The organism is Ectothiorhodospira lacustris, assembly GCF_022227845.1.
In the GTDB taxonomy this organism is placed as follows: Bacteria; Pseudomonadota; Gammaproteobacteria; order Ectothiorhodospirales; family Ectothiorhodospiraceae; genus Ectothiorhodospira; species Ectothiorhodospira lacustris.
Window position 1 is genome coordinate 92,959 of the sequence record NZ_JAJNQN010000005.1, and the last position, 25,825, is coordinate 118,783.

The 25,825-nt window shown below is 64.6% G+C and carries 19 protein-coding genes; 12 read left to right on the forward strand and 7 right to left on the reverse strand.

Annotated elements, in window-relative coordinates:
* The first annotated feature begins 21 nt into the window (after positions 1-21).
* The 5 genes from LQ956_RS05620 (at position 22) to LQ956_RS05640 (ending at position 5,743) form a co-directional block, all read left to right on the forward strand.
* Positions 22-774 carry an MBL fold metallo-hydrolase gene (locus LQ956_RS05620; RefSeq protein ID WP_238620537.1) on the forward strand — a complete coding sequence of 251 codons (753 nt, stop codon included), beginning with the start codon at positions 22-24 and terminating at the stop codon, positions 772-774.
* A gap of 170 nt (positions 775-944) precedes the next feature.
* Positions 945-4,367 carry a hypothetical protein gene (locus LQ956_RS05625; protein ID WP_238629925.1) on the forward strand — a complete coding sequence of 1,141 codons (3,423 nt, stop codon included), beginning with the start codon at positions 945-947 and terminating at the stop codon, positions 4,365-4,367.
* A gap of 89 nt (positions 4,368-4,456) precedes the next feature.
* Positions 4,457-4,756, forward strand: a complete 300-nt coding sequence (locus LQ956_RS05630) for a DUF2845 domain-containing protein (protein ID WP_238620539.1) — start codon at positions 4,457-4,459, stop codon at positions 4,754-4,756.
* 166 nt (positions 4,757-4,922) lie between these two features.
* Entirely contained in the window at positions 4,923-5,342 is a 420-nt protein-coding gene (locus LQ956_RS05635) for a guanyl-specific ribonuclease (RefSeq protein ID WP_238620540.1), read from the forward strand.
* Positions 5,342-5,743 (forward strand): barstar family protein, encoded by a 402-nt coding sequence (locus LQ956_RS05640; RefSeq protein ID WP_238629924.1) that lies wholly within the window; start codon positions 5,342-5,344, stop codon positions 5,741-5,743. Before LQ956_RS05635 ends, LQ956_RS05640 begins: the two co-directional genes overlap by 1 nt.
* Before the next feature lie 9 nt (positions 5,744-5,752).
* Here the strand turns inward: LQ956_RS05640 and LQ956_RS05645 are convergent, their stop codons facing one another.
* Positions 5,753-8,137: a sucrose synthase gene (locus tag LQ956_RS05645; RefSeq protein WP_238620542.1), complete on the reverse strand. Its 2,385-nt coding sequence runs from the start codon at positions 8,135-8,137 to the stop codon at positions 5,753-5,755.
* Between the two features lie 77 nt (positions 8,138-8,214).
* Between LQ956_RS05645 and LQ956_RS05650 the strand changes: the two genes are divergently transcribed.
* From LQ956_RS05650 to LQ956_RS05675, 6 genes are all read left to right on the forward strand, one after another.
* A complete protein-coding gene (locus LQ956_RS05650) occupies positions 8,215-8,727 on the forward strand; it encodes a MarR family winged helix-turn-helix transcriptional regulator (protein WP_430733416.1) in 513 nt (170 codons plus the stop codon).
* A 28-nt stretch (positions 8,728-8,755) separates the two neighbouring features.
* Positions 8,756-10,012, forward strand: a complete 1,257-nt coding sequence (locus LQ956_RS05655) for a Zn-dependent hydrolase (protein WP_238620543.1) — start codon at positions 8,756-8,758, stop codon at positions 10,010-10,012.
* On the forward strand, positions 10,009-10,749 hold the full coding sequence (locus LQ956_RS05660) for a cysteine hydrolase family protein (RefSeq protein WP_238620544.1): 741 nt from the start codon (positions 10,009-10,011) through the stop codon (positions 10,747-10,749). Before LQ956_RS05655 ends, LQ956_RS05660 begins: the two co-directional genes overlap by 4 nt.
* Before the next feature lie 78 nt (positions 10,750-10,827).
* Positions 10,828-11,895 carry an aspartate/ornithine carbamoyltransferase family protein gene (locus tag LQ956_RS05665; protein ID WP_238629923.1) on the forward strand — a complete coding sequence of 356 codons (1,068 nt, stop codon included), beginning with the start codon at positions 10,828-10,830 and terminating at the stop codon, positions 11,893-11,895.
* 67 nt (positions 11,896-11,962) lie between these two features.
* The gene (asnB, locus tag LQ956_RS05670) at positions 11,963-13,975 is read left to right on the forward strand and encodes an asparagine synthase (glutamine-hydrolyzing) (protein WP_238620546.1); all 2,013 of its coding nucleotides are present in this window, start codon (positions 11,963-11,965) and stop codon (positions 13,973-13,975) included.
* Between the two features lie 281 nt (positions 13,976-14,256).
* A complete protein-coding gene (locus LQ956_RS05675; protein WP_238629922.1) occupies positions 14,257-15,267 on the forward strand; it encodes a mechanosensitive ion channel family protein in 1,011 nt (336 codons plus the stop codon).
* A gap of 248 nt (positions 15,268-15,515) precedes the next feature.
* Here the strand turns inward: LQ956_RS05675 and LQ956_RS05680 are convergent, their stop codons facing one another.
* From LQ956_RS05680 to LQ956_RS05700, 5 genes are all read right to left on the reverse strand, one after another.
* Positions 15,516-16,412 (reverse strand): carbohydrate kinase family protein, encoded by an 897-nt coding sequence (locus LQ956_RS05680; RefSeq protein ID WP_238620548.1) that lies wholly within the window; start codon positions 16,410-16,412, stop codon positions 15,516-15,518.
* Positions 16,413-16,484: 72 nt separating this feature from the next.
* Complete coding sequence (locus LQ956_RS05685) at positions 16,485-17,354, reverse strand: endonuclease/exonuclease/phosphatase family protein (protein WP_238620549.1); 870 nt, start codon at positions 17,352-17,354, stop codon at positions 16,485-16,487.
* A gap of 10 nt (positions 17,355-17,364) precedes the next feature.
* On the reverse strand, positions 17,365-18,705 hold the full coding sequence (gene ccsB, locus LQ956_RS05690; RefSeq protein ID WP_238629921.1) for a c-type cytochrome biogenesis protein CcsB: 1,341 nt from the start codon (positions 18,703-18,705) through the stop codon (positions 17,365-17,367).
* A 27-nt stretch (positions 18,706-18,732) separates the two neighbouring features.
* On the reverse strand, positions 18,733-20,763 hold the full coding sequence (locus LQ956_RS05695) for a cytochrome c biogenesis protein ResB (RefSeq protein ID WP_238620551.1): 2,031 nt from the start codon (positions 20,761-20,763) through the stop codon (positions 18,733-18,735).
* Between the two features lie 194 nt (positions 20,764-20,957).
* Complete coding sequence (locus LQ956_RS05700; protein WP_238629920.1) at positions 20,958-21,581, reverse strand: c-type cytochrome; 624 nt, start codon at positions 21,579-21,581, stop codon at positions 20,958-20,960.
* A 170-nt stretch (positions 21,582-21,751) separates the two neighbouring features.
* Here LQ956_RS05700 and yihA point away from each other — a divergent pair, with 170 nt between their 5' ends.
* Positions 21,752-22,381 carry a ribosome biogenesis GTP-binding protein YihA/YsxC gene (yihA, locus tag LQ956_RS05705; protein ID WP_238620553.1) on the forward strand — a complete coding sequence of 210 codons (630 nt, stop codon included), beginning with the start codon at positions 21,752-21,754 and terminating at the stop codon, positions 22,379-22,381.
* 624 nt (positions 22,382-23,005) lie between these two features.
* Here the strand turns inward: yihA and polA are convergent.
* Complete coding sequence (gene polA, locus LQ956_RS05710) at positions 23,006-25,708, reverse strand: DNA polymerase I (protein WP_238629919.1); 2,703 nt, start codon at positions 25,706-25,708, stop codon at positions 23,006-23,008.
* Positions 25,709-25,825 lie beyond the last annotated feature (117 nt).

The window sequence follows — 25,825 nt, forward strand, 5'->3', positions numbered from 1 at the left end:
CGACTGGAAGAGGAAAACCCAATGCATTTTCGGCAACTGTTCGAACCGGATTCTTCCACCTTCACCTACCTGCTGGCCTGTCCCGACACCGGTGTCACGGCCCTCATCGACCCGGTGCTGGAAACGGTGGACAGGGACCTGGAGGTCCTGCAGTCCATGGGGCTGACCCTGGATTACGCGGTGGAAACCCACATCCACGCCGATCACATCACCGGGGCGCGGCGACTTAAACAACTCACCGGCTGCCGGATCGCGGGACCGGCCCTGGACGCGCTGCCCTGCCGGGACCTAGGGCTGCGGGAAGGGGAATCCTTCCAGGTGGGCGGCATCACCCTCCACCCCCTGTTCACCCCCGGACATACCGACACCCATCACGCCTATCTGCTGGATCATCACGGCCTCAAGCTCCTGTTCTCGGGAGATGCCCTGCTGATCGAGAGCTGCGGACGCACTGATTTCCAGTCCGGTGATGCTCATGTGCTGTATCGCAGCATCCATGACAAGTTCTTCACCCTGCCCGACGAGACCTTGGTCTATCCCGCCCATGACTACGAAGACCGGCGCATCACCACCATCGCCCAGGAAAAGCTGCGCAACCCCCGGCTGGGCAAGGGCCGCACGGAGGCGGAGTTCGTGAAGATCATGCACGAGATGGACCTGCCCTACCCCCGCAAGATCGATTTCGCGCTGCCCGGCAACGAACAGTGCGGCGCCTGCCCGGACAATGTGCCGGAACAGATGCGCGCCCTGTGCGAGGCAAGCCGGCAGGGATAGCAGGGAGAGAGGGACAGGGCCACCGGATGATAGGCAGTGCTCAAGCAGGCGAGGCCGCGACGGATGACACGCGGACGACAGCCGGCAGGCCGGGATTTGCCTACACTGGCCGCTGACTTCCCAGCCCATCCTTGCTGCCACGGCATGTGCCGTCCGGGAGACATGATCCGATGCCCGTCCTGCCCCTGATCCTTGCCCGAAACCTCGCCGGGACCCTGGCACTGCTGGTGCTCCTGCTCCTGCCAACCATGGCAACAGCCTCCAACGACATCGAAAAACGGATCTACGAGCAGTCCTACGGGGACGTCAAGGCGGCCTTTGATGAGGTCAAGTCCCGGGTGGATTACGCGGCTACCCAGATGGAGCGATTCCAGCAGGCCATCGACGGTTGGCGGCGAGCCACCACGCGCGAAGCCCAGGACAAAAACATCCAGGGCGTGGAAGACCTGCTGCAGGATCTCAACCAGGATGCCATCGACAAGCTGCTGGCACTGGGACTTGGGGAAGAAGGCTTCAAGGCCCTGAGTCAGTTCCAGGACACCCTCGGATTCAGGATTTCCGACCAAGTGGACCTGCTCTCCTGGTTTCGCAGCAACCGCGCCGAGGCCTTTGGTCATATGTACCGGCTGAGCGAACTGGAACGCACCTACCGGGACAGTGCCGCGGTCAGGCATCTGCGCACGGCCAAGGCGCATCTGGACCGGGGCGAAGCCCACCTGAAGACGGCCGGCGGCATGGTGGAATTCGTCAAGCTGTTCGACCCCACCAGTTCCAACCCGGAAGTCCCCACCGAAAGCCTGCGCCGGATCCGGGACGTATTGACCTACTCGAAAAAATTCACCGATAAGGTTCCGGCGCTCAACGCCATGATCGACTTTTACGTGGAGGCCGCCGATGCCTTCATCGGCGCCCTGGATCGGCTCGATGCACAGATCGCCCAGGCCCGCCAGGGTGCGCTGTGCGGTCAGATGGGCAGGGACAAGGCCGTACAGCGTGCCTTCGAGGCAAGCTGCGGCAGCAACTGCAATTGCGCCGCCTTTCTGGCCGAGGACGATCAGTACCCGGGGCTGAGTCCGATCCGGGTCTGGCAGGGGGTGGAAGACAACAGCCACTTTATCTATCTGGACGAGCGCATGCACGCCCTGGTGGATGGTGGCAGCTTCGCCATCCTTTATGCCTATTACCGGGCCCTGCAAGGCAGCACCGAAGAGCGACACCGCAACCTGGTCACACCCGAACGCCTGGTGAGCATCGCCATGGCGATGACCCGGCCCATCACCCAGCAGCACCAGACCTTCAGCCGGTATTTCGAGATCGTTGACGGACCCGGCAGCGATGAATTCCAGAAGGTCCTGGAAAGGACCGGCAAGACCGACGGCCAACGGTTGACCGCCCAGGACGGCACCAGCTATCTGCTGCGCAGCGGCCGGCGGGACGAATTTGCGGCCCTGAACTTCTTCAGTCAGCCCTTCCGGTCCCTGATCAGCCAATGGGTGGAAGCCCATCAGCACCAGATCGTCATACCGGGACAGGTCACTTCAACCGCGCATGATGTACCGCTTGCCGATGTGGTGGTGCGCATCGATGGCCAGACCCAGCCCCTGGAATGCACGCGATCAGGCTGTCGCTTCTCTGCCGTCGTGACCCGGCGCACGCCTTTTACCCTTCACGCAACCGCCAAGGATCACAAGCCCTTCGAACGCGACCACGTGGAGGCCTACGGCACACTGACCGCTCTGCCGATCCGCCTGGAACCCGACCGCCCTCCCGAAGACTCGCCGCCGTCGGCAACTCAACCGGCCCCCCGGCCCGCAAGCCCGCAACCGGCCGCCGCCACAACCCCGGACGATACCGTGGCGGCACCGACCGCGCCCTCACCCGGGTCGCCGTCCGCCTCCGACCGGGGCGGCGCAAGTGCGGGTGCAGGCACCTCGGCCCAGCGTACCGCGATCCTGACCGCCTCCCTGCAGGGACGGGTGCTTTACGGCAGCCAGGCCACCCTGACCGTCAGCGTCCCCGAACCCCCGCCGCCCGAGCCGGTGGAATGCGTCGAACCCGGACCAGAATCACCCTTTGCGGTTGCCGACGAATCGGGCAACCCGTTCCGCTACTGCGCCGATATCCGGATCGAGGGAATCGATGCAGGAACACGGTCATCCCGGCCTACCGGCCGCCAGCCAGCACCCTATCGTTACGTGTGGCACGGCAGCCCTGACCTTCACTTCGACCAGCCCACCACGGAAAGCCCCCGCACCACCGTGACCTACAATCGCATGGGGCGCGTCCTGGTCTGGGTGCAGGTACTCGCTCGCGAAGGCAATACCTGGCGCCTGCACGCCGAGTCCCAGCCCGTGGCGGTGGATGTGGCCGCACCCGAGTTTGCCCTGCAGTTTTCGCGACCGGACGGCCAGGCCAGGATCGGCGACACCGTGCATGCACGGGTCGTCAGCCGCCCCGCCGTCGCGGACGCACTGGTGGATCATCGCTGGATGGAACCCTCTGCCGGTAATCGTCTTGAATACGGCGGCCACACCGCCGAGATCGCCTTCGTGATCCAGGACGAAAAGCCCGTGCAACTGGAAGTCCATGCCCGGGTCCCTCACCACGGCGACACCCTGGCAACGGTTCGCGGCAGTTACACCGGCAGTGGTTATCGGGTGTCCATCTCCGATCCACGTCGGCCCGGCCCACCGGCCCAGGTCTGGGACGCGGCCAGAGGCGGCCTGGCCCCGGTCCCCGAGGGTGCCGTTGTCACCCATGAGGAGGTTTACCTCAGCGCCCACATAGCGCCCGGGACAGCGGATCAGGTCCGCTACCGCTGGCAGGTCAGCCCCTCGGGCGCCCGGCTGTTCAGCCCCGGCGGTCGGGATACGCGGTTTTCAGCCCATGCCCCGGGGACCTATGCCATCGAGCTCTCCGTGCACGATGCCGAAGGAAGAATGCTGGGCAGTACCCGGCGCACCCTCAGCGTCCTGTCAAATACCCCGCCGGATGATGACGACGAACGAGCCCGGCAGATCCAGGCTCACCTGGACAGCATGCGGGACCACGCCCGCGCGGGACGGCTGGATTCCGCCCTGCGGTCCGTCCAGGACGCACTGGCCATTGATCCGGCCCACACCGAGGCCGGTCGTCACCTGCAACGACTCAGCTATCTGCAGGACACCGTTGATCGCGACCTGGCCGAAGCCTCGCGCCTGATGACAAGCCGGCAGGAGGATGAAGCCCGGGCCATCGTCCAGCGGCTGCGCCGGGCCTATCCGGAATACCCGCCGATCCTGGAGCTGAACCATCAGCTCGAACACCTTCCTCCCCGCACGGAAACCGATGGTGAGGTGCGGTATTTCACCGCGGGTGAACCGATCACCCTTGACTACGACACGCTGCCCGGCCATCCGCAGGACTGGCTCACCCTGATTGAAAGCAGCCAGCCGGATAACCGTTATGCACAGTGGTTTTATACCCAGGGCCAAACCGCCGGAACAGCCATCTTCAATCCATTGCCGCCGGGTAAGTATGAACTGAGGATCTACCATGACTGGCCCGCGGGAGGCTATGAGGTCCGGCAGCCACACCCCATCGTGGTGCAATGACCTCGGCGGCGGTCGCCGTGGGCGGTGAGGATGCGACGGGACCGCTGCTATCATGTCGGCAGAATCCTCCCGGCAAGGTCTGTGCGCACATGATCAAACACTGGACATGGCTCCTGCTGCTACTACTCCTGGTAGCCGCCACATCCCAGGCCTCCAGCCTGCGTTTCGACGGCGTGCTCATCCGCGAAGGCAGCCCCGCCTGGCTGCTGCTGGAGCACATGGGCGAGCCCCGCTACCGCAGCAGCCAGGAAACCTGCGTGCGGCGGGATCGCCGCGGCTGCCTGGAATGGCGGGCCTCGGAAACCTGGTTCTATCGCCACAATGACCTCAACTACACCATCACCGTCAGCGGCGGGCAGATCCTCAAGATCGAGTGGAGCCGGTTCTGACGCCGGGACGCCAAAGCCCCCCTCTCGTCACTCCCGCGAAGGCGGGAGTCCGGAATTTTCAGGCTGTGAATGGATTCCCGCTTGCGCGGGAATGACGTATTCAGAGCGTCCTTAACCGAAGCCGAAGCCGAAGCCGAAGCCGACCCATCGAAACCCAGGTAGCGTGATGACACGATCACTGACATTTCTTTTCAGCCTGCTCATCGTCTTGATGACGGGGCTCACCGGATGCTTCTCGGCATCGGACTCCGATCCGGGCAGCCGGGCCGGGGCGGACACTTCCCTGATCGTGAAGGATGTCCGGGTCCATGACATGGACGGCCGCCTGGCGTTTCAGGGCGATGTGGACCTGGCGCCGGAGCTGGCCCGCATCAAGCGCGGTGAGCGCGATCCCCATCGCAATGACGGCAGCGTCTTCCAGAACCGGGAAGGCAGGCTGCCGGCCAGGGAAAGGGGGTATTACCGGGAATACGTGGTGAGAACGCCCGGCATCCGACATGCAGGACCCCAGCGCCTGGTGATCGGCCAGGGAGGGGAGGTCTACTATACGGCGGACCATTACCGCACGTTTACAAGGATACGCTGATGCTGCCCGAACAAATCGTGGAGGCCGTCCTGGACGGCACTAAACCCATCCTCGAAGCCCCGCTGGAGGGGGAGATGGAGGCCCTGATGGAGGCCCTGCGGGCCCGCGGCCTCCGTGCGGTGCGGGTAGACCAGGCACCAGTATTCGACAAAGACACCCTGCTGCATGCCCTCTATCAGAGTTGCGCCCTGCCCGCCTGGTTCGGCTTCAACTGGGATGCCCTGGCCGATACCCTCGGCGATGACGACATCCATGAAGCAAAGTCGGTGGTCCTGGTGTTCGGATATTTCTCCACCCTCCGGCAGAGAAGCCCCGACACCTGCGACACCTTCCTGGACATTCTGGCGGAAGCCACCGACCTGCCTCACAGCTGGGTCAGGCAGGCATTGCTGCTGAATTGACCGGCAAGCTCACCCCTCCAGCCGGGCCGCCAGGGGTCGGTACTGAAGGGCGTAGAACATCTCCAGGTAGCGCCGGGTCTCCGCCCGCTCCAGGTTGGTGACGTATTTCCAGAAGCCGTAGATCCGCGACAGGGTCATCATGCGCTCGGCGTAGAGTTTCCAGGTGTAGCGGGCCTCCACCCGACGTATGCCGGCCTCGGAGATCCGCGCCCAGTGACCGGGGTCTTCGGCGCATCGCTGGAAGAACTCCAGCAGGGTCCGCGCCGCCTCGTCGCCGTGGTTGGGGTCGATGTGGTAACCGGAACGGCCGTCTTCGATGATCTCCAGGGGGCCACCATAGAGGGTGGCGAAGGTGGGCAGGCCGGAGACCATGGCCTCGATCACCGTCAGGCCGAAGGCCTCGAACAGGGCCGGTTGCACGAACACGCCCTTGCGGTCGGCGATGAAGCGGTACAACTCGCCGGACAGCACCTTGTCCAGACGCACCCCCAGCCACCGCACCTGGCCTTCCAGTCCGTGTTCGTCGAACAAGTGGTGCATGTGGGCGATCTGCTCCTGCTCTTCCCGGTCCGATGAGCGGGCGCCATCCACATAGCCGGCGATCACCACCAGGTTGGCCTTCTCCCGCAGGTCGGGGTTGTTGGCGTACCAGGACACCAGCCCGGTGATGTTCTTGATGCGATCCAGACGGGCCATGGTGAAGATCACCGGCTTGTCCGGATCCGCCAACACCCCACGCCCTTCCGGATGGGGGCCGCCGAAGAGCATCTCCCCCAGCTCCTCGTGCAGACCCCGGATGCGTCGCTCGGTTTCCTGATGGGAGAAGTAGACCTCCGAATCCGCCCCCGGGGAGACGATGTTGAAACGGGGGTCGAAGACATCCACGCCCTTCACCACCCGGTAGAGGTCGGGCAGAGTGAAGGCGTCATAGCTCTCGTACTGACCGATGGCATGGTCGGTGCCGGCGATCTCCTGGTAGGTACTGGTGATGATGAAATCCGCCGCGTTCATGGCGATCAGGTCGGCGGTGAACTGACAGGAGAAGTGGTACTGCTCTTCGTTGTCCTTCCAGTACAGGTCCGAGTAGAGGTACTTGGTCTTTTCCAGGGCATGGGCGATGTTGCACTGGGTGACCTGCATGCGCGCGGACAGTAGGGTGGCCACCAGGTTGCCGTCGGAGTAATTGCCCACGATCAGGTCCGGGCGGCCGCCCAGTTCGGCCTTGACCCGGGTCTCCACGTCATCGGCATAGCGTTCCAGATAGGGCCAGATCTCGAAGCGGGAGATCCACTGGGACATCACTTCGCCGTCGCGGCTACGGAAGGGCACCCGCAGGATCTTGGCATTCTGGGTGCCGGAGATGGCCTCCTCCGGCTGGTCGCAGGTGGTGCCCCGGGCTTCGGGAATCAGCCGGGTCATCACCAGGATGCGGGGCTGGATGTCCAGGCCTTGCTCTTCCAGGCGTCGGTGCATCTCCCGCTCCAGGGCGCGCACCTGGTCGAGGATGTAGACCACTTGCCCCCCGGTGTCCGGCAGCCCCAGCACGTTGGCTTGGCCGAAAAAGCCATGGGGCGACATGATCAGCATGCTGAAGATCATGGGGATACGGGCCAGGAAGCGCTCCAGGGTCTCCGGTGACGGGGCTTCCAGCAGATCCGAAAGCAACCGCAGGCTCTCCAGCACCCGGCCCACGTCCTTGCCCCAGCCGGGCTCCAGGCCCAGGACCTGCAGGGCGTGGGCCACTTCCGTCCAGGGGACGTCGTGGCTGCGTGTCTGCAACCGTTTTTCGGCAGCGCGGATGGCGGAGCGCAAGGCATCCACGTCCCTCAGGCGGTCATTGATCATCAGTTGCTGGCCGTTGCTGCGGTGTTCGCGCAGGAACAGGAACAGCTTGTGCAGACCTGCGCCATCCCGGTCGAAGAGCTGACTGGAGAGCTTGCGGTTGAGAAACTCCAGCCCGCGGCCGATGGAGCGGGATTCACGCATGCTGGGGAAATTGCGCTGGAAGGCGCCGATGTCGAACTCGAGGGGCTTGTCATGGAGCCGATGGGGACTGACCAGGTGTTCCTTGAAGGCGAGGAACTCACTGACGGTCAGGGGTTCCACCGCCAGTTCGTCGGCATGGATGCGTAGGTACCACCAACGGCCCACCCGGGGGCGCACGGAAAGGCAGACCCAGGGCGCGGCGATGACGGCCTCCTGGACATCCTCCACCAGTTGCACCAGCGGACTGTGCTCCGGCGGCGGCTCGGCATGTTCAGCCGCCAGAGTCCGGTATTCATCCTGAAGGTCGGAGCGCAGGACGAAGGCCCGTCCCATGCCCTGAAACCGCCGCAGCAGCAGGTAGGAAAATTCCCGATGAGTCGTAATGTCGTTGCGTAGGGATTCCAGCATGTATGCCCCCTTAGATTTGTGCCATCCACCAGACCGATGTTATTGTACAAAAACACTTTGTGCAAAAAGATACGCCCATGGCCATGGTGCAAACCGACCCCCACACCTCCGCTTCTCCCGCCGGCAGCGATGACCGGGTGCAACATGTCATTCGGCATCTGCGGGTGCTGTTTCGTTCCCTGCAGGCCCATTCCCGGCGCATCAGCACCGACTGCGGGGTGAGTGCGGCCCAGCTCTGGGCACTGTGGGAAATGCACCTGGAGCCGGGCCTGAACGTGAGCGACCTGTCCCAGCGCCTGTCCATCCATGCCTCCACCGCATCCAACATGCTGGACAAGCTGGAACGCAAGGGTCTGATGGAGCGCCGTCGGGCGGACAAGGACCAGCGGGTGGTCAGCCTGTATCTGACCGAGTCCGGGCAGACGCTGCTGGACAATGCCCCGGCCCCGGCCCAGGGCGCCCTGAACCGGGCCCTGCGCGCCATGCCGGCGGCGGAACTGGCCCGACTGGAAGCCGGCCTGGGCATCTTGCTGGATACCATGGAGGCCCGCGATGACCAGGCCGCCCTGCGCCCCATCGCCGACGACTGAATCCCCGCCACCCCTTCCGGGAGACCCCATGACCCACGCCAGCATCAATTTCCAGCGACTGCAGCAGGATATCCAGGATCTCTCCGCCATCGGCCGGGATGCCGACCGGGGCATCCATCGCATGGCCTTCAGCGAGGGGGACCTGGCCGGGCGGCGCTGGTTCAAGGAGCGCATCCTGGCCGCCGGCCTGGACTTTTACGAGGACGGCGCCGCCAACCTGTACGGACGCCTGGACTGGGATGGCGGCCGTCCCAGCGTAATGATGGGCTCCCATCTGGACACGGTCCCCGGCGGTGGCCCCTTGGATGGTGCCCTGGGGGTGCTGGTGGGGCTGGAGGTACTGCGCACGGTGCAGGAGGCCGGCGTCGCCCTGCGCCATCCCCTGGAGGTGGTGAACTTCACCGATGAGGAAGGGCGTTTCGGCGGCCTGTTCGGCTCCCAGGCCATGGCGGGGCAACTCAGTCCGGCCCAGATCCACAATGCCCGGGATCTGGACGGCATCAGTCTCACCGAGGCCATGGCGGCCTGGGGTCTGGATGCCAATGCCGCCCTGTTCGCCCGCCGCTCCAAGGAATCCATCCACGCCTACCTGGAGATGCACATCGAGCAGGGGCCGGTGCTGGATCGCGGCGATATCAGCGTCGGCGTGGTGGAGGCCATCACCGGCCTGTTCAAGTGGGAGGCGCAGCTCAAGGGCCAGACCAACCATGCGGGTACCACCCCGATGGACATGCGTAACGACACCTTCCAGGGGCTGGCGGAGTTTGCCGGCGAAATCGACCGCATCCTGGAGGAACACGGCAGCCCCCACAGCCGGGCCACCATCGGCCGGGTGGAGCTGCGCCCAGGCGCCGCCAATACGGTGCCGGGTCACACCAGTTTTTCCCTGGACGTACGGGACACCGACCCGGACACCCTCAAGGGGCTGTCCGATGCCTTCCGCCGCACCCTGTCCGCCATGGCCCGTCGGCGGGGTCTGATGTTCGAATTCGAAGTGCTCTCGGAACTGCCGCCCCAGCGCTGTGATCCGGGCCTGGTGCAGTTGCTGTCGGACAAGGCGGATGCCCTGGGTTTCCGCCATCTGCGCATGCCCAGCGGCGCCGCCCACGATGCCCAGATCATGTCCTGCATCGCCCGCACCGGCATGGTGTTCGTGCCCAGCCTGGAAGGGCGCAGCCATTCCCCTGCCGAGTGGACCAACTGGGAAGACATTGAACGGGGCGCCAATCTCATGCTGCAGGCGGTGCTGTCGCTGGCGGCCCAGGACACGGAGACACTGCGATGAACGACAAGACCTCCGGCCGCGATCCGGCCTACGACAATATCGACCCGCTGCGTGAGCAGTACCGGGAAACCCTGATCAGCAACCGCGCCCTGGCGCGGGCCCTGGTCTCTCATCACGCAGCCCTGCTGTGCATCGACCTGCAGTACCTGGATGCGGCCCGGGGCTGGGGGGTGTTCGCCGATGCCCAGCGCTCCGGCCTGCCGCCGGAATCCCAGGACTACTACTTCGACCGCCTGGACCGGCTGGTGCTGCCCAATGTACGTCGGCTGCAGGATGGCTTCCGGTCCCTGGGGCTGGAGGTGATCCATACCCGTATCCAGTCCCTGACCCATGACGGGCGTGACCGCGGACCGGGACACAAGCGCCTGGGCCTGCATGCGGCGCCGGGGTCCAAGGAGGCGGAGTTCCTGGAGATGGTGGCACCCCAGGGGGACGAGATCATCATCAACAAGACCGCCAGCGGGGTGTTCACCGCCACCAATCTGGAATACGTGCTGCGCAACCTGGAGGTGACGGCGCTGTTCGTCGTCGGGGTGTACAGCAACGAGTGTGTCTCCACCGCCATCCGGGATGCCTGTGATCTGGGTTTCTACGTCACCCTGATCGAGGACGCCGTGGCCACCGTGACCCCGGAACTGGACCGGGCCACGATTCTCACCATGAAGGACCGCTATGCGCGGGTGATGAGCACGGAGCAGGCACTGGTGGAGATTGCCAAGGTAGAAGGGGCCGCCTGACATGGATATTCCCTCCCCCCCCTCCTCCCTCTCCCTGGGGGAGAGGGGCTTTCAAGATGCATCAGGAGATACGCAACGATGGTAGTCGACGCCCAGCTGCAAAAGCCGCTCAGGCCCAAGGACGGCACCGCCGGCATCGAGCGGCCCAAGGCACTCATGGAAAGCATCGCCGAAGACCCCCGGCACCTGGTGACACTCTCCAGCCGCCATGTGGTCTCATCGCGCCAGTTCGACCGGGATACCCTCACCCAGCTGTTCCGCCTGTCGGCCCAGTACGAGAGTACCCCGGCGCTGATGCATCTACCCCTGCAGGGCAAGATCCTCATCAGTGCCTTCTACGAACCCAGCACCCGCACCCGCCTCTCCTTCGAGAGCGCCTGGCACCGGCTGGGCGGCGACATCATGTCCATCACCGACCCCAAGAGTACGGGCATGGCCAAGGGAGAATCCCTGGCGGACATCGCCGAGATGTTCAACAACTACGGCGACGTGATCGTACTGCGCAGCAACCAGGACCGGGCGATCTACGAGATGCTCGACACCCTGCGCATCCCCATCGTCAATGCCGGCAACGGTATCGACGAGCATCCCACCCAGGCCATGGCGGACCTGTACACCATTTTCAAATGGAGGCCGCAGTTGCTGGACCCGGACCTATTGCCGGACCGGCGGGTCCGGGTCGGGATCATCGGCGTCCCCAACCGCATGCGTACCGTGCGCAGCCTGCTGCTGCTCCTGGCCCGCTTCTCCAGCGCCTTTGAAGAGGTGGTGATCCTCACCGATGAAGCCCGGCCCTTCGATCCGGGCCAGCAGGAAGAACTGGCCGAACAGGGCCTGTCGGTGCGGGTGGCCCAGGACCTCGGCGCCGAGTTGCCCGGTCTGGACGTGGTGTACATCAACGCCATTGCCTGGGTGGGCGACAGCTACGAGGCCATGGGCGCCGACCTCAAGCTCTCCACTGACTCTCCCCTCAAGGCGGGGGCCATCATCCTGCACCCCCTGGCGCGGGGGGAGGAGCTTTCCACGGACCTGGATGACACCTCCCACAACTGGTACTTCGCCCAGGCCCGGGGCGCGGTCTTCATCCGCATGGCCCTGCTCACCTGCATCGTCCGTCGCATCAGCGAAGTGATGGACACCCCCTGATCCCTCCCGCGTGGGGGCCGACCGGCCCTCACGCAGACCTCGAATTCACAGCCTCAAGGAGTTGCCCATGTGTGGTATCGCCGGCGTCATTCATGCCGACCCGCAAAAACCCGTTGACCCCCGAAATCTCGTGGCCATGGCCGCCATCCAGCACCATCGCGGCCCCGACGGCTTCGGTTACAAGGTGCAGGACGATCGCGGCGTGGGCTTCTCCCATGCCCGCCTCACCATCATCGACCTGGACGAAAACCGAGGACGCCAGCCCTTCCTGTCCGAGGACCGTCATCTGATGCTGGCGGTTAACGGTGAACTCTACGACTACAAGCGCATCCGCACCGAGCTCACCTCCCGGGGTGCAAAATTCCGCACCAAGAGTGACTCCGAGATGGTGCTGCACCTGTATCAGCGCCAGGGCCTGGAGGACATGCTGCCCCACCTGCGGGGCGAATTCGCCATCGCCCTCTATGACCGTCAGCGGGACCGCCTGATGCTCATCCGCGACCGTTTCGGCGTCAAACCCCTGTACTGGACCGAGGTCAACGGCAGCGTGGTGTTCGGCTCCGAGCTGAAGGTGCTGTTCGCCCATCCGGACGTGCCGCGCCGGTTCGAGTCCCAGGGCCTGTACCACCAGCTGATGCAAACCATGGTCCCCGGCAGCACCGCCTTCGAAGGCATTCATCAGGTCAAGCCGGGCCATGTGGTCACCATCGAGCGTCGTCACGGCAAGTTCCAGATCCGCGACGACCGCTACTGGGACATGGACTTTCCCCTGCAGTCGGAACGGGGCGAGGAAAAGGACGAGGATTTCTACATCGAAGGGATCCGGGAAAAGCTCATGGAGGCGGTGCAGTTGCGCCTGGAGGCGGACGTGCCGGTGGCCTGCTATCTCTCCGGCGGCATCGACTCCTGCATCACCCTGGGCCTGTCGGCCGCCCACCAGCAGTCGGCGGTCAAAGCCTTCACCATCGGCTTCGACAACGCCGACTACGACGAGACCGCCATCGCCCAGGAGATGGCTCGTAGCGTGGGGGCGGACCAGGACATCATGCGTCTGGATGCCGGCCACCTCTACGACAATCTGGTGGAAACCCTCTGGCACGCGGAACGCACCATCTACAACACCCTCGGGGTGGCCAAGCTCCTGATGAGCCGCCATGTGAACCGAGCCGGTTACCGGGTGGTGGTCACCGGGGAGGGTTCCGATGAACTGTTTGCCGGCTACCCCTCCTTCCGTCGGGACATGTTCCTGCACGGCCTGGACACCCTGTCTCCGGCGGAGCGGGCCGGGTGGGAACAGCTGCTGGCGGAGAGCAACCAGCTCTTCAAGGGTGCCATGCTGGCGGAAAATGAACTGCATGACCCGGCCCTGGACGCTCTGGTGGGTTTCACCCCCTCCTGCCTGCAGCCCTGGCTGGCCAGTGCCGCTCACGCCCCGGGCCTGATGGCCGCCCACCACCGGGACGCAGTCAGGGGCTACGAGCCGGGCCGCGCCATTGCCGAGGCCCTGGACGGCGACATGATCGAAGGCCGCCATCCCCTGGACAAGGCCCAGTACGTCTGGATCAAGACCATGCTGGAAGGTCAGATCCTCACCTGGGGCGGTGACCGGGTGGACATGGCCAATTCCATGGAGGCGCGACCACCGTTCCTGGACCACCATCTGGCGGATCTGGCGGTGCACCTGCCGCCGTCCATGCGCATCAAGGGCCGGACCGAGAAGTACGTGCTGCGGGAGGCCATGAAGGGACTGCTGCCCAAGGTGCTGTATGAGCGCGAGAAGTTCGCCTTCATGGCCCCACCGGCCCACACGGACCCGAAGAAGTGGGCGGCAATGAAGGCCCTGGCGGATCAGTACCTGTCGGATCAGGCGATCCAGGATGCGGGCCTGCTGGACCCGGCCGGGGTGAAGACACTGTTCGCGCTGCACGAGGACCCGGACACCTCCACCTCCACCCAGGTGCAGCTGGACGCGGTGATCAACCATATGATCGGGGTGCAGGTGCTGCACAGCCACTTCGTGGCCCAGGACATCCCCGCCCTGGCCCGGCGCCGGGCGGAAGAACTGGGCTGGAGGGTCTGATCAGGGCTTCTCCCTCGGGAGAAGGGCCGGGGATGAGGGGGAGCCCCCTGCCGTCACTCCCGCGAAAGCGGGAGTCCAGAATGCCCGGGCCGTGACTGGATTCCCGCCTGCGCGGGAATGACGACCTCAACCTTGTCGTCACTCCCGCGAACGCGGGAGTCCAGAATTTCCGGGCCATGACTGGATTCCCGCCTGCGCGGGAATGACCAGATTAAGAGGGCGCCGACCCGATAGGGAAACACCCATACGACAAGGAAAACCCATACGACAAGGAGACACCCATGGAACACGTCCTTGAGTACTTCACCCAGGTGGAATGGCAGCACCTGATCTTCGCTTCCCTGCGCATCCTGCTCATCCTCATCATTGCCTGGGTGGTGATGTCCCTCATCCGGGCCGGCCTGGGGCGCATGGAAAAACGCCTGGTGGAGCGGGGCAAGAAGCAGGGCGACGTCCCCTCCGAGGCCCACAAACGGGCCGAGACCCTGGTTCGGCTGCTGCGCCAGGCCATCGTCATCCTCATCTGGATCATGTCCCTGCTGGTGATCCTCAACGAGATGGGCATCTCCATCGCCCCCATCCTGGCCTCCGCCGGTGTGGTCGGCCTGGCCGTGGGCTTCGGCGCGCAGAATCTGGTGCGGGACGTGATCAGCGGGTTCTTCATCATCCTGGAAAACCAGGTGCGGGTAGGTGACGTGGCGGTGATCAACGGCACCGGCGGACTGGTGGAGGCCATCAACTTCCGCACCCTGCAACTGCGGGACCTGGAGGGCAAGCTGCACATCATCCCCAACGGCACCATCACCTTCATGACCAACGTGACCCACGGCTGGTCGGCCTATGTGTTCGATATCCCGGTGGCCTACAAGGAGGATACCGACCGGGTGGTGGCGCTGATCCAGCGGGTGGGCGCCGAGATGCGGACCGATTCCAGACTCCGGCGCAGCATGCTGGAAGACGTGGACGTGTTCGGGGTGGACAAGTTCGATGACTCGGGGGTGGTCATCAAGGGACGGATCAAGACCCTGCCCATCAAGCAGTGGGAGGTGGGACGGGAGTTCCTGCGACGGGTGAAGCAGACCTTTGACGCCGAGGGCGTGGAGATCCCGTTCCCCCATCGGACGCTGTATTTCGGCGCCGCCAGCCCGCCGGTGGTGGCACAGATGCTCAACCGCGCCGAGGCGGCCCCCGTTCCCCCTGCACCCCCCTCCAGCGGGAAAACTCTCACGCCGGGGAAAGATGAACCGGATCTGCCCCGACCCCTGTCTGGATTCCCGCCTGCGCGGGAATGACGACCTCAACACTTGCCGTCACTCCCGCGAACGCGGGAGTCCAGAATTTCCGGGCCGTGACTGAATTCCCGCCTGCGCGGGAATGACGACCTCAGCCTTGTCGTCACTCCCGCGAACGCGGGAGCCCAGAATGCCCGGTCCCTGCCTGGATTCCCGCCTGCGCGGGAATGACGACCTCAGCCTTGTCGTCACTCCCGCGAAAGCGGGAGTCCAGAGGTTCGGGTCCGGGAATCTGAACCGGGATTCGATCACCAGTCCTGTCGGGACGCCTGATAGAATTCCCGATCCTCCGTGGTCGCTCCATGCAGGGTGCAGACCTTCGCGGCGAAATCCGCCGCGCGCGCCAGGATGGTTTCCCAGTCCCAGCCCTGCAGGATGCCGGTCAGGGTGACGGCACTGAAGGCATCCCCTGCCCCCACGGTATCCACCAGTCCCGCCACCGGCGGCGCCGATCGCTGGTGGCACTCACCCTCGCGGGTGAGCACCATCGCGCCCTCCGACGCCCGGGTGACGATCACCGCCGACAACCCGTACCGTTCAAGGGTGCGACGGGCCTGAACCAAGGGGTCCGGCTCATCGGGCACCGGGGACAACGCCACCAGTTCATCCTGGTTGAGCTTGACCCAGTGGGCATGGGCCATCCAGCCCTGCACCGTGTCACGATCCCACCAGGGGGCGCGCAGGTTCACATCCATGAACACCGGGGCCGACAGGCGCTCCCGCAGTGCTTCCAGGGCCTGCCGGGAGACAGGGTCGCGCAGGGCCAGACTGCCGTGATAGAGCACGCCGGCCGGTGCCGGAGCCACTGCCAGGGCCTGAGCGGTATCGATGTGGTCGTAGGCCTGGCCGGAGAGGATGTCGTAGCTGGGCTCACCGCCCTTGAGGGTCACCCTGACCTGGCCGGTGGGATGTCCGGGGTCCACCTGCAGCCCTTCCCGGCACATGCCCCAGCGGGTCAGGGTCTGCAACACCTGACGGCCCAGGGCGTCATCGCCCACGGCGCCGACGAAGCGCGGATCAGTCCCCAGTCCCTTGAGATTCCAGGCCACGTTGAAAGGGGCACCCCCCAGGATGGAGCGGTCCTCGAAGCAATCGAACAGGACTTCGCCGAAGATCACGGCCCGGGTCCGGGATGTCTGGGTCACAGGAGGCCTCCCGCCGTCAGTAAGTGGCCCTTCAGCTTAGGCGGGGGGGGTGGCCGTGTGCAACCCGGTGGATTACTGGCAGAAGAGTTCCATACGGGTATGGGCCATCTGCACCGTCTCAGGGATCACCAGCTCCACCCCCACCGGCAGGTGATCGGAATAGTTCAGGTTGTAGACATGGACCTGCTCCAGCCCCAGCCCCGGTGTCACCAGGATGTGGTCGAAGGCATGTATGGGCCGCCAGCTGGGATAGGTCTTGGCGCTGGCCAAGGGCTCCTGCAGTCGGGTATGGCTGACCAGACGCCGCACTTCCTGGGAATGGGCCGGGGTGTTCATGTCGCCCATGACCACCACGTGCTCATGATCGCGCAGCACTTCGGCGATGTACTGCATCTGCAGCATGCGGGCCTTACGGCCCAGGGACAGGTGCACCAGCATGATGACCAGGGAGTCTTCGCCATGGTGGGCGCCGAAGTGGGCCTCAAGGGCGCCCCGTCCGGGGATGCGCCCGGGCAGGCGGTGCTCCACCACCGAGTGGGGCCGGAAGCGGGATAACAGCCCCAGGCTGTGCTTGGCCAGCTTGCCCAAGTTGCGGTTGGTCTGGCTGTACCAGTAAGGGAACTCTCCCCGATGGGCCAGGTATTCGGCCAGGTTGACAAAGTTACTGCGCAGGCTGCCGGCATCCAGTTCCTGCAACCCTACCAGATCAAACCCCGAAATGAAGCGGGCGATGCTGTTCAGGTTGCCCATGCGCCCCTCGTAGGGCAGCAGATGCTTCCAGCTGTTGGTCAGGTAATGGTGGAAGCGCCCCGAGGCGATACCCACCTGGACGTTGTAGCTGAGAATCCGCAGCCGCTGCCCCCCCGCCACCGGCGGGGTACTGGGGCCGATGGACAGGGTGTCCACCACGGAAGGGTGATCATGTCCGTGATTGCCTTGCATGCATCCTGACTCAAAGCGTGCCATAGGAATGCAGCCCGCCCAGGAACATGTTCACCCCGACGAAGGCGAATGTGGTGATGAGAAGGCCCAGGATGGCCCACCAGGCCATGGGAACACCGCGCCAGCCCTTGGTGAAGCGCAGATGCAGCCAGGCAGCATAGTTCAGCCACACGATCAGGGCCCAGGTCTCCTTCGGGTCCCAGGACCAGTAGGCACCCCAGGCCTCCGCCGCCCACATGGCGCCCAGCACCGTGGCAATAGTGAAAAAGGCAAAGCCGATGGCGATGGACTTGTACATGACGTCATCCAGCACCTCGCGGCTGGGCAGCCGCCGGACCAGCAGGCCGTCGGGCCGGCGCCGCTCGCCCCGGTCCCGCATCAGATAGGCCACCCCCAGCATGGCAGCGATGGCAAAGCCGCCGTAGCCCACGAAGTTGGTGGGCACATGGACCTTCATCCACCAGCTCTGCAGGGCGGGCACCAACGGCTGCACCACATGGGCCTCTCGGTCCAGGGTGTACCAGAGCAGGAAGGCCACGGCGGCGCTGACCACCATCATGACAAACCCGCCCATGCCCAGGTTGCGGGTGCGGCCCTGGTAATAGAGATACATCAGCACCGTGACGATGCAGAATAGAACAAAGACCTCCCACAGATTGCTCACCGGGATATAGCCCCAGGTGGGATCGTGCAGGTAGGTTTCACGCCAGCGCACCAGCAGGCCCGCCAGGCCGAAGGCGGCGGCGCACCAGGCCAGCACACTGCCCACCCGGGCGGCAAAGTCGGTGCGGGCGATGGGACCCAGCAGGGCGCCCACGGCCACCAGCAGGATCAGGGGACTGGCCCATTCCAGGCCCGGGACCAGGCCGCTACGCCCCAGCCAGAGGCCGGCAAGCCCCAGGGCCCCGGTCACCACGGCGGTAATCAGGGCCGGTAGCACACCGCGGCCAGCCTCGCGCCGGAACAGCGATGCCAGATAGGCGGTGGTGGACATGTAAAGCAGGGCGCACATCCACATCACCGCCGCTTCGCCGGAGACCAGGTACTTGAGGAAGAAATTGGTCTGCGCACTGGCCAGGGTGTCGCCGTAGCTGAACACCCCCAATAGGCTCATGCCGGTCACCGCCAGGGCATAACCCTTGAACGATTTCCAGAACCAGCCCAACCACAGGCCGGTAGCGGCAGTGACCACCAGGGTGCCGGACTGGTAGATGTCCATGCGGTTGCCGTAGGCGGCCAGGACGAAGACCGTGGCCACCACCACGCCGGCCGCCCAGATCCAGTCCGCCGGTGACAGGCGGCGGAAGAAACCGGGATATTCGGCGCTCATGGAGTCTTGGGTGACGGACATGTGCTTACCTCGCAATCAGAATCATGGTCAGGCGCGGGCATCCTGATCCGCGGGCGTGGGCCGTGGCTCACCCAAAACGGCCCGGGATATTTCATCAAATTCCCTGTTGAAATCCGATGTGCTGCGGTTGCTGGTCCCTGCCAACACCAGACCCGAACCGTCGGGACGAGGCTGCACCCAGAGCCAACAGCGGCGATGACTCACGTACAGAAGCAGAAAGATGCCCAGGATCAACATGACACTGCCGGCATAGACCACCACCTGCCCGGGTGCCTTGGTGATCATCAGGCCGGAAGCCTGGATGTGCTCAAAATCATTCAGGTGCAGGAAAAACGGCGAGCCGTAGAACGGCAGGGCATTGATGGCCCGCAGCGCATCGGCCAGAAAGTGGTCATCCGCCTCGCTGACCACCTCGATGCCCTCTTCCGCCAGCACCCGCAGGTAGATGGCATCCAGACCGGAATTGAGGACCCGGAGAAAGACATCCGCCAGCTGGTCCCACTGCCCGGCCGGGGCCTGTTCCTGCACCTGGGCAATGACCTCCTCATAGCCGCCGACGGCAAACGTCTCCAGCAAGTCGCGCATGGTCTCGGCCACCTGGCTACGGATCTGTTCGTCCACGCCTGTGAATTGTCCGGCGGCGGCCCGGGTGGACTCATCAACCACAGCGGCCACCACGGCAGGGTCCGTCAGCTTGGCCAGAAAGCGCATGAAACGGTCCACGCCGCCCTGTGGGTCCAGAGGAATGTAGAGGAAGCTGAAGGGTTCTGCCGGGTTCTGCCTGACGCCGCTGAGCAGATACCGGCGGCCATCCCGCTCCACAGGCTGCTGGAAGTTGCGGTGAAACCAGCCGGCACCGCTGCTGTCCCGGACCACGTACTCGAAGCTCGGCCCCATGTCCATGCGCTCGCGCACGCCGTCTTCCTCGATCAGAGTCGGGTTGGTGTCCTTGAAATCGGTGAATTCCACCCGCAGACGGGTGCCGTCCCCTGCGGTCTGGGAATAGGTACCGAAAACGCGGGCATCGAAGGGCATGGGACGGTCGGCCCCCCGGCCCAGGGGATACATGCCCAGATTCAGGTGAGAGCCGCCATCACGGAAGCTGGCCTGGTAGATGGTATAACCCCGGTGCACCAACGGATGGTTCACGCTGATGGTATGCGCCAAGGGTTCATCCAGCAAGTCATCATGGATGATCAGATCGGTCTCAAAGGCGCGTTCCTGACCGGTGGCATGACGCTCCACCCGGAACGCCTTCACCTCGATGTGAAACGGCAGCTCCTGCACCACGTAGCCGTCCCGCATCGTCACGAAGGCCACGTCCACCCGCTGCCCTTCGGGGATCTCCACCGAACCCCGGAACGACGGATTGGAAACGGAGACCCGGCTCTGCGCAGGGATCTCGGAGACAGGCACCTGTCGGGTTTCGACCTCCAGCCGGCCGGTGAATTCCGCCAGCATCAGCGGCAGACGGCCATCCACCAGGCCACCGATGCAAATGACCACGATGGCCACATGGGTGAAGAAGTACCCCAGGCGGCCGGCACTGCCGCGCATGGCCGACAATACCCGGTGATCACCATGATCTGCCTGACGCACCCGGTAGCCACGGGCCCTGAACACGGACTCGGCACGAGACATCAGCGCCGTCGGCGTCTCGGGGTGGGTATCCCGCTGCACGTTATGCTGGAAGCTGCGCAGGGATTTTTCCTTGACCCCCAGCCGGAATTGACGCATGTCACGGATCATGGCCGGGGTGCTGCGATAGACGCAGACACTGGTGGAGATCACCAGAAAGACGAGGATGAGCAGATACCAGCCGGCGGAGTAGACGTGGTAGATCCCCAGTGTGCGAAACAGCTCATGCCAGAAGGGACCGTAGTCCAGCAGATAGGTCTCATAGGATTGATTCTGCTGGAGGACGGTGCCGACCACCGAAGCCACGGCCAGGGCGACCAGCAACGTGATGGCCAGGCCCATGGACCCAAGAAAACCCATCAGGACGGCAAAGGTGGAACGCCGGCCTGGCGGCGTCGGGTCGGTGGGTGTGCTGCTCATGTCTCTCGGGTCGGAAAGTGGTTGCCTGTTTGACCCTGCAAGGCACACAAGTTCGTGTCACAGGGCACAAAAACCACGTGATCAGCAGGTCTTGTTGTCCTGGGTCAAATACCTTCCGGACTCAAGACATGCCGGACAGAATCAAAAAAGGGTGGCCGCTGGGCCACCCTTTCGAGTGTTTTACCGATCTCGCCTTACTTGGACGGCAGGCTGGCGATGTACTCGGCCACGGCAGACATTTCCTCGTCGGTCATGCGGCCGGCCACGTTACGCATCATGCGGCCCGGATCATTGGCACGCAGACCATCACGGAACTGCTTGAGCTGATCCAGGGTATACACGCCGTGCTGGGCGGACACGCTGGGGAACACGGCGGCGGGGTTACCCTTGCCGTTGGGGCCGTGGCAGGCCACACAGGCGGCCACACCCGTGGCAGTGTTGCCACCGAAGTAGATCTGCTTGCCCAGGGCCAGTTTTTCCGCAGCGGCGGCGGTGCGGCCAGGCGCCGGGGTCTGGCCGGCGAAGTAGGCGGCCAGGTGGGGCAGGTCTTCCTCTTCCAGGGCGGCCACCTGGGGATTCATCAGGGCGTGGCTGCGACGGCCGGCCTTGTAGTCCTGCAACTGCTTGAGCAGATAGGCCTCGTCCTTGCCGGCGATCTTCGGCCATGCCGGGACCACACTATTGCCGTCAGCCTGGTGGCAAGCCACGCAGGGGCTGGAAAGTTCCTTGCCGCGCACCGGGTCACCGGATTCGGCCAGCAGCGACGCCGACATGCTCATACCCAGTGTGGCGACGGCGATAAGGACAAGTTTTTTCATCGTGGGTTGACTCCTGAACCTGAAACAAAAGCGCTTCGTTGGTAACCTGACACTGACTCGCGCGTCGGGCGCAGCCTCAAAATAGCCGCAATGTATATCATACTAACTCCACCGTCGCAAAAGTCGACGAAGGTCAACCAGCCATTAGAACACAGCGAGTCACGTCACCCATGAACCCGGCTTACCACCAGGCGGAATTCCTCACCAGCGCCGCCAGCCTCAAGGGCCTGCCACCGGAGCAGGGCCACGAAGTGGCCTTTGCCGGCCGATCCAACTCAGGCAAGTCCAGCGCCATCAACACATTGTGCCGGCAACGCGCCCTGGCACGCACCAGCAAGACGCCGGGCAGAACCCAGCTGATCAACTTCTTTGCCCTCGACGGGGAACGCCGACTGGTGGATCTGCCCGGTTACGGCTATGCCAAGGTACCGGAAGCGATGCGGCGGCGCTGGGGGCAGTTGATGGAGAACTATCTGGCCCAGCGCGCCTGCCTGCGGGGGCTGGTGCTGGTCATGGATATCCGTCATCCCCTGACGGACCATGACTGGCAGATGATCGGCTGGGTCCATGCCCGGCATCTGCCCCTGCATGTGCTGCTGACCAAGTCCGACAAGCTCAAGCGGGGGCCGGTCATGGATACGGTACGTCAGGTGGTGCGGGCGCTGGGCAACGAAGGGGTGGAGGCGACGGTGCAACCGTTTTCATCGCTGAAGAAGCAGGGGGTGGATGATGCCCATTCCGTGCTGGATGGCTGGCTGTTCAGTGAGGGAGGGCTCGCCCACCCTGAGCAGGAGGCATAAAAAAGCCCCGGCGGCCATTGGGGGTTGGCATGAACCGGGGCAGGGTCCGGCTCGACTTGGGGGAGTTCGAGCCATCCCGCTCAGGGAGGTAAGCGGGAAGCGCCGGGCTGCAGCGCTTGATGAATGGGACTCCCGTCGCCGCCTATAGTTCACAAAATTAATCGGGTAAGGAAAATTTTTCGGCAACTGCAGGAAAAAAAGCCCCGGAGCACTTGCGTGGTCCGGGGCCAGCTTGGGCTCGACTTGGGGGAGTCAGAGCTACCCGCCTAGGGGGTTAGACGGGGAGCACCCATGGAAAAGGTGCTCACTGATTAAAGACTATATGCCCGTCAGGAAGTTCTCAGTTCCGGCAGGAGTTTGCGGATCTGTGAAAGATCTCTCAAAAAAAGGGCTAATGAGAGCATATTCAGCGCCATTTTCACTCCAACCCTGTAGAAATGCCCGGCCCGGACCAGCCCCTTCATTCATTGCCGGTCCTCACCCCCGGGCGGGGGCCCCGCCCCGAATGTGTCATTCCCGCGCACGCGGGAGTGACGGACGGCACTGACGCAAGGGCTGGGCTCCCGCCTTCGCGGGAGTGACGGAAGAAGCGGGAGTGACGGAAGGGGACTTGTTCAGTGTTTCCTAGGCGTGGGCGGCGTCCCAGTTGTCCCCCACCCCCACTTCCACCAGCAGCGGGACATCCAGCTCGGCGGCACCGCACATCAGCGCGGTGATCCGCTCCCGGGCCGATGCCACCGCGGCTTCATCCACCTCGAACACCAGCTCGTCATGCACCTGCATGATCATGGTGACACCGGGAGATTCCGCCTGAATCCATCCGTCCACCGCCAGCATCGCCCGCTTGATGATGTCCGCGGCGGTGCCCTGCATGGGCGCATTGATGGCCACCCGCTCCGCCTGGGCGCGCACCTGGGCATTGCGGGCACGGATATCCGGCAGATGGAGACGACGCCCGAACAGGGTTTCCACATACCCCTGCTCCCGGGCCTGCTCACGGGTGCCGTCCATGTAGGCCTTCACCCCCGGATAGCGGGTAAAATAACGGTTCACATAGTCCTGGGCCGAACCCCGGTCGATCCCCAGCTGCCGGGCCAGCCCGAAGGCGGACATGCCGTAAATCAGACCGAAATTGATGGCCTTGGCGGCACGCCGCTGCTCCGTGGTCACTGCGTCCACCGCCACCCCGAAGACCTCGCCGGCCGTGGCTCGATGGATATCCTGCCCATCGGCAAAGGCCTGCAGCAGCCCCCGGTCACCGGACAGGTGGGCCATGATGCGCAGTTCGATCTGGGAGTAGTCCGCCGCCAGGATCCGGCGCCCCTCGGGCGCAATGAAGGCCTGCCGGATGCGGCGGCCCTCCGGGGTACGGATGGGAATGTTCTGCAGATTGGGCTCCGAGGAAGACAAGCGCCCGGTGGAGGCCACCGCCTGATGATAGGAGGTGTGCACCCGCCCGGTATCCCGATCAATCCGCTCCGGCAGCTTGTCAGTGTAGGTGGATTTGAGCTTGGACAGCCCACGATGCGCCAGGATCAGGCGCGGCAGAGGGTAGTCCAGGGCCAGCTGTTCCAGGACATCCTCGGCGGTGGAGGGCTGGCCCTTGGGGGTCTTGCGGATCACAGGCAGCTGCTGGCGCTCGAACAGGATCTCTTGAATCTGCTTGGGCGAACTCAGATTGAAGGTACAACCGGCCAGATCATGGGCCTCCCGCTCGATCCGGCCCATGCGGTCGGCCAGCTCATGGCTCTGGGTAAACAACAGTTCCGGGTCCACCCGCACACCGGCCCGTTCCATGCGGGAGAGTACCGGCACCAAGGGGATCTCCAGGGTTTCGTAGATCCGCCGCTGCCCCTCCAGGTCCTTGAGCCGGGCCCAGAAATGGTGGTGCAGCCGCAAGGTGATGTCCGCATCCTCGGCCGCATAGGGGGCGGCCTCGTCCAGCCGCACCTGGGAGAACGGGATCTGCTTCGCCCCCTTGCCGGCCACGTCCTCGTAGTGGACGGTCTTCAGCCCCAGACAACGCTCAGCCAGGCTGTCCATGTCATGGCGCCCGGCGGTGCTGTTGAGCACGTAGGAGGCCAGCATGGTGTCATGCTCGATGCCACGCAATTCGATGCCGTGATTGAGCAGGACGTTGCGATCGTATTTCAGGTGATGCCCCAGCTTGGGGCGGTTCCGGTCTTCCAACAGGGGGCGCAACTTCTCCAGGGTCTCGTCCAGGGGCAGCTGGTCCGGGACATCCCCATAGTCGTGGGCCAGGGGCAGATAGGCCGCCTCGTGGGGGGTCACGCTGAAGGACAGCCCCACCACCCGGGCCTGCATGTAGTCCAGGCTGGTGGTTTCGGTGTCGAAGGCGAACAGCGGCGCCTCGGCCAGCCGCTTCACCCAGCGCTCCAGCTGCCCCGCTTCCAGGATGGTTTCATAACGGACCTCGGGTGCCGATGCATTGTCGGGCTCAGGGACCGGTTCGCCCCCTTCCAGCTCGGCCTGCCATTGGCGGAACTCCAGATGGGCCAACAACTCCCGCAATTGTGACGTGTCGGCCCCCTGCAACTGAAGGTCCAGAGGCCCCCGGTCCAGTGCCACGTCGCAGCGCACGGTGACCAGCTCCCGGGACAGGGGCAGCCACGCCAGGGCGGTGCGCAGGTTCTCCCCCACCTTGCCCTTGATCTCATCGGCCCGGGCCATGATCTCGTCCAGACCGCCATGGGCCTTGAGCCATTTCACGGCCGTCTTCGGCCCCACCTTGTCCACCCCGGGGACGTTGTCCACGGTATCCCCCACCAGGGCCAGGTAATCCACGATGCGCGCCGGGGGGACACCGAACTTCTCCTCCACCCCGGCCTCGTCCATCACGGTGCCGTTCATGGTGTTGACCAGGGTCACCCCCGGCTCCACCAGCTGGGCCAGGTCCTTATCGCCGGTGGAAATGATCACCTCCATGCCCGCCCGGCGGGCCTGACGGGTGAGAGTCCCGATGACGTCATCGGCCTCCACCCCGGGCACCACCAGCATGGGGATGCCCATGGCCTGCACCAGCGCGTGCAGGGGCGCCACCTGGGCCGACAGCTCGTCCGGCATGGGCGGGCGATGGGCCTTGTACTCGGCATAGAGATCATCGCGGAAGGTCCGGCCCTTGGCATCGAAGATCACGGCCATGTGGCTGGGCTGATACTCCCCGATGAGCTTGCGCAGCATGCCGGCCACACCGTAGACCGCACCGGTGGGCTCGCCGCGGGAGTTGGTCAGGGGGGGCAGGGCGTGGAAGGCGCGGTAGAGGTAGGAAGATCCGTCCACCAGGATCAGGGGAGATGACGTGTTCACCAGGCGGGTTCTCAGCAGTTTTCCAAGGCAGGCCTGAAAGGGTACCCGTGCGCACGGGATCAGGCCAGCACTAGCCAGTGGCCGCCCGGGGGTCTAACCTTGCCGGAGCACACAACA

Excerpts from the sequence above, each read along its gene's own strand:
- asnB (WP_238620546.1), top strand. The coding sequence starts at position 11,963 with ATGTGTGGTATCGCCGGCGTCATTCATGCCGACCCGCAAAAACCCGTT.
- LQ956_RS05630 (WP_238620539.1), top strand. The coding sequence starts at position 4,457 with ATGATCAAACACTGGACATGGCTCCTGCTGCTACTACTCCTGGTAGCC.
- LQ956_RS05635 (WP_238620540.1), top strand. The coding sequence starts at position 4,923 with ATGACACGATCACTGACATTTCTTTTCAGCCTGCTCATCGTCTTGATG.
- LQ956_RS05660 (WP_238620544.1), top strand. The coding sequence starts at position 10,009 with ATGAACGACAAGACCTCCGGCCGCGATCCGGCCTACGACAATATCGAC.
- LQ956_RS05645 (WP_238620542.1), bottom strand. The coding sequence starts at position 8,137 with ATGCTGGAATCCCTACGCAACGACATTACGACTCATCGGGAATTTTCC.
- LQ956_RS05655 (WP_238620543.1), top strand. The coding sequence starts at position 8,756 with ATGACCCACGCCAGCATCAATTTCCAGCGACTGCAGCAGGATATCCAG.
- LQ956_RS05665 (WP_238629923.1), top strand. The coding sequence starts at position 10,828 with ATGGTAGTCGACGCCCAGCTGCAAAAGCCGCTCAGGCCCAAGGACGGC.
- LQ956_RS05640 (WP_238629924.1), top strand. The coding sequence starts at position 5,342 with ATGCTGCCCGAACAAATCGTGGAGGCCGTCCTGGACGGCACTAAACCC.
- LQ956_RS05675 (WP_238629922.1), top strand. The coding sequence starts at position 14,257 with ATGGAACACGTCCTTGAGTACTTCACCCAGGTGGAATGGCAGCACCTG.
- yihA (WP_238620553.1), top strand. The coding sequence starts at position 21,752 with ATGAACCCGGCTTACCACCAGGCGGAATTCCTCACCAGCGCCGCCAGC.
- LQ956_RS05685 (WP_238620549.1), bottom strand. The coding sequence starts at position 17,354 with ATGCAAGGCAATCACGGACATGATCACCCTTCCGTGGTGGACACCCTG.
- LQ956_RS05695 (WP_238620551.1), bottom strand. The coding sequence starts at position 20,763 with ATGAGCAGCACACCCACCGACCCGACGCCGCCAGGCCGGCGTTCCACC.
- ccsB (WP_238629921.1), bottom strand. The coding sequence starts at position 18,705 with ATGTCCGTCACCCAAGACTCCATGAGCGCCGAATATCCCGGTTTCTTC.
- LQ956_RS05620 (WP_238620537.1), top strand. The coding sequence starts at position 22 with ATGCATTTTCGGCAACTGTTCGAACCGGATTCTTCCACCTTCACCTAC.
- LQ956_RS05650 (WP_430733416.1), top strand. The coding sequence starts at position 8,215 with ATGGCCATGGTGCAAACCGACCCCCACACCTCCGCTTCTCCCGCCGGC.
- LQ956_RS05700 (WP_238629920.1), bottom strand. The coding sequence starts at position 21,581 with ATGAAAAAACTTGTCCTTATCGCCGTCGCCACACTGGGTATGAGCATG.
- LQ956_RS05625 (WP_238629925.1), top strand. The coding sequence starts at position 945 with ATGCCCGTCCTGCCCCTGATCCTTGCCCGAAACCTCGCCGGGACCCTG.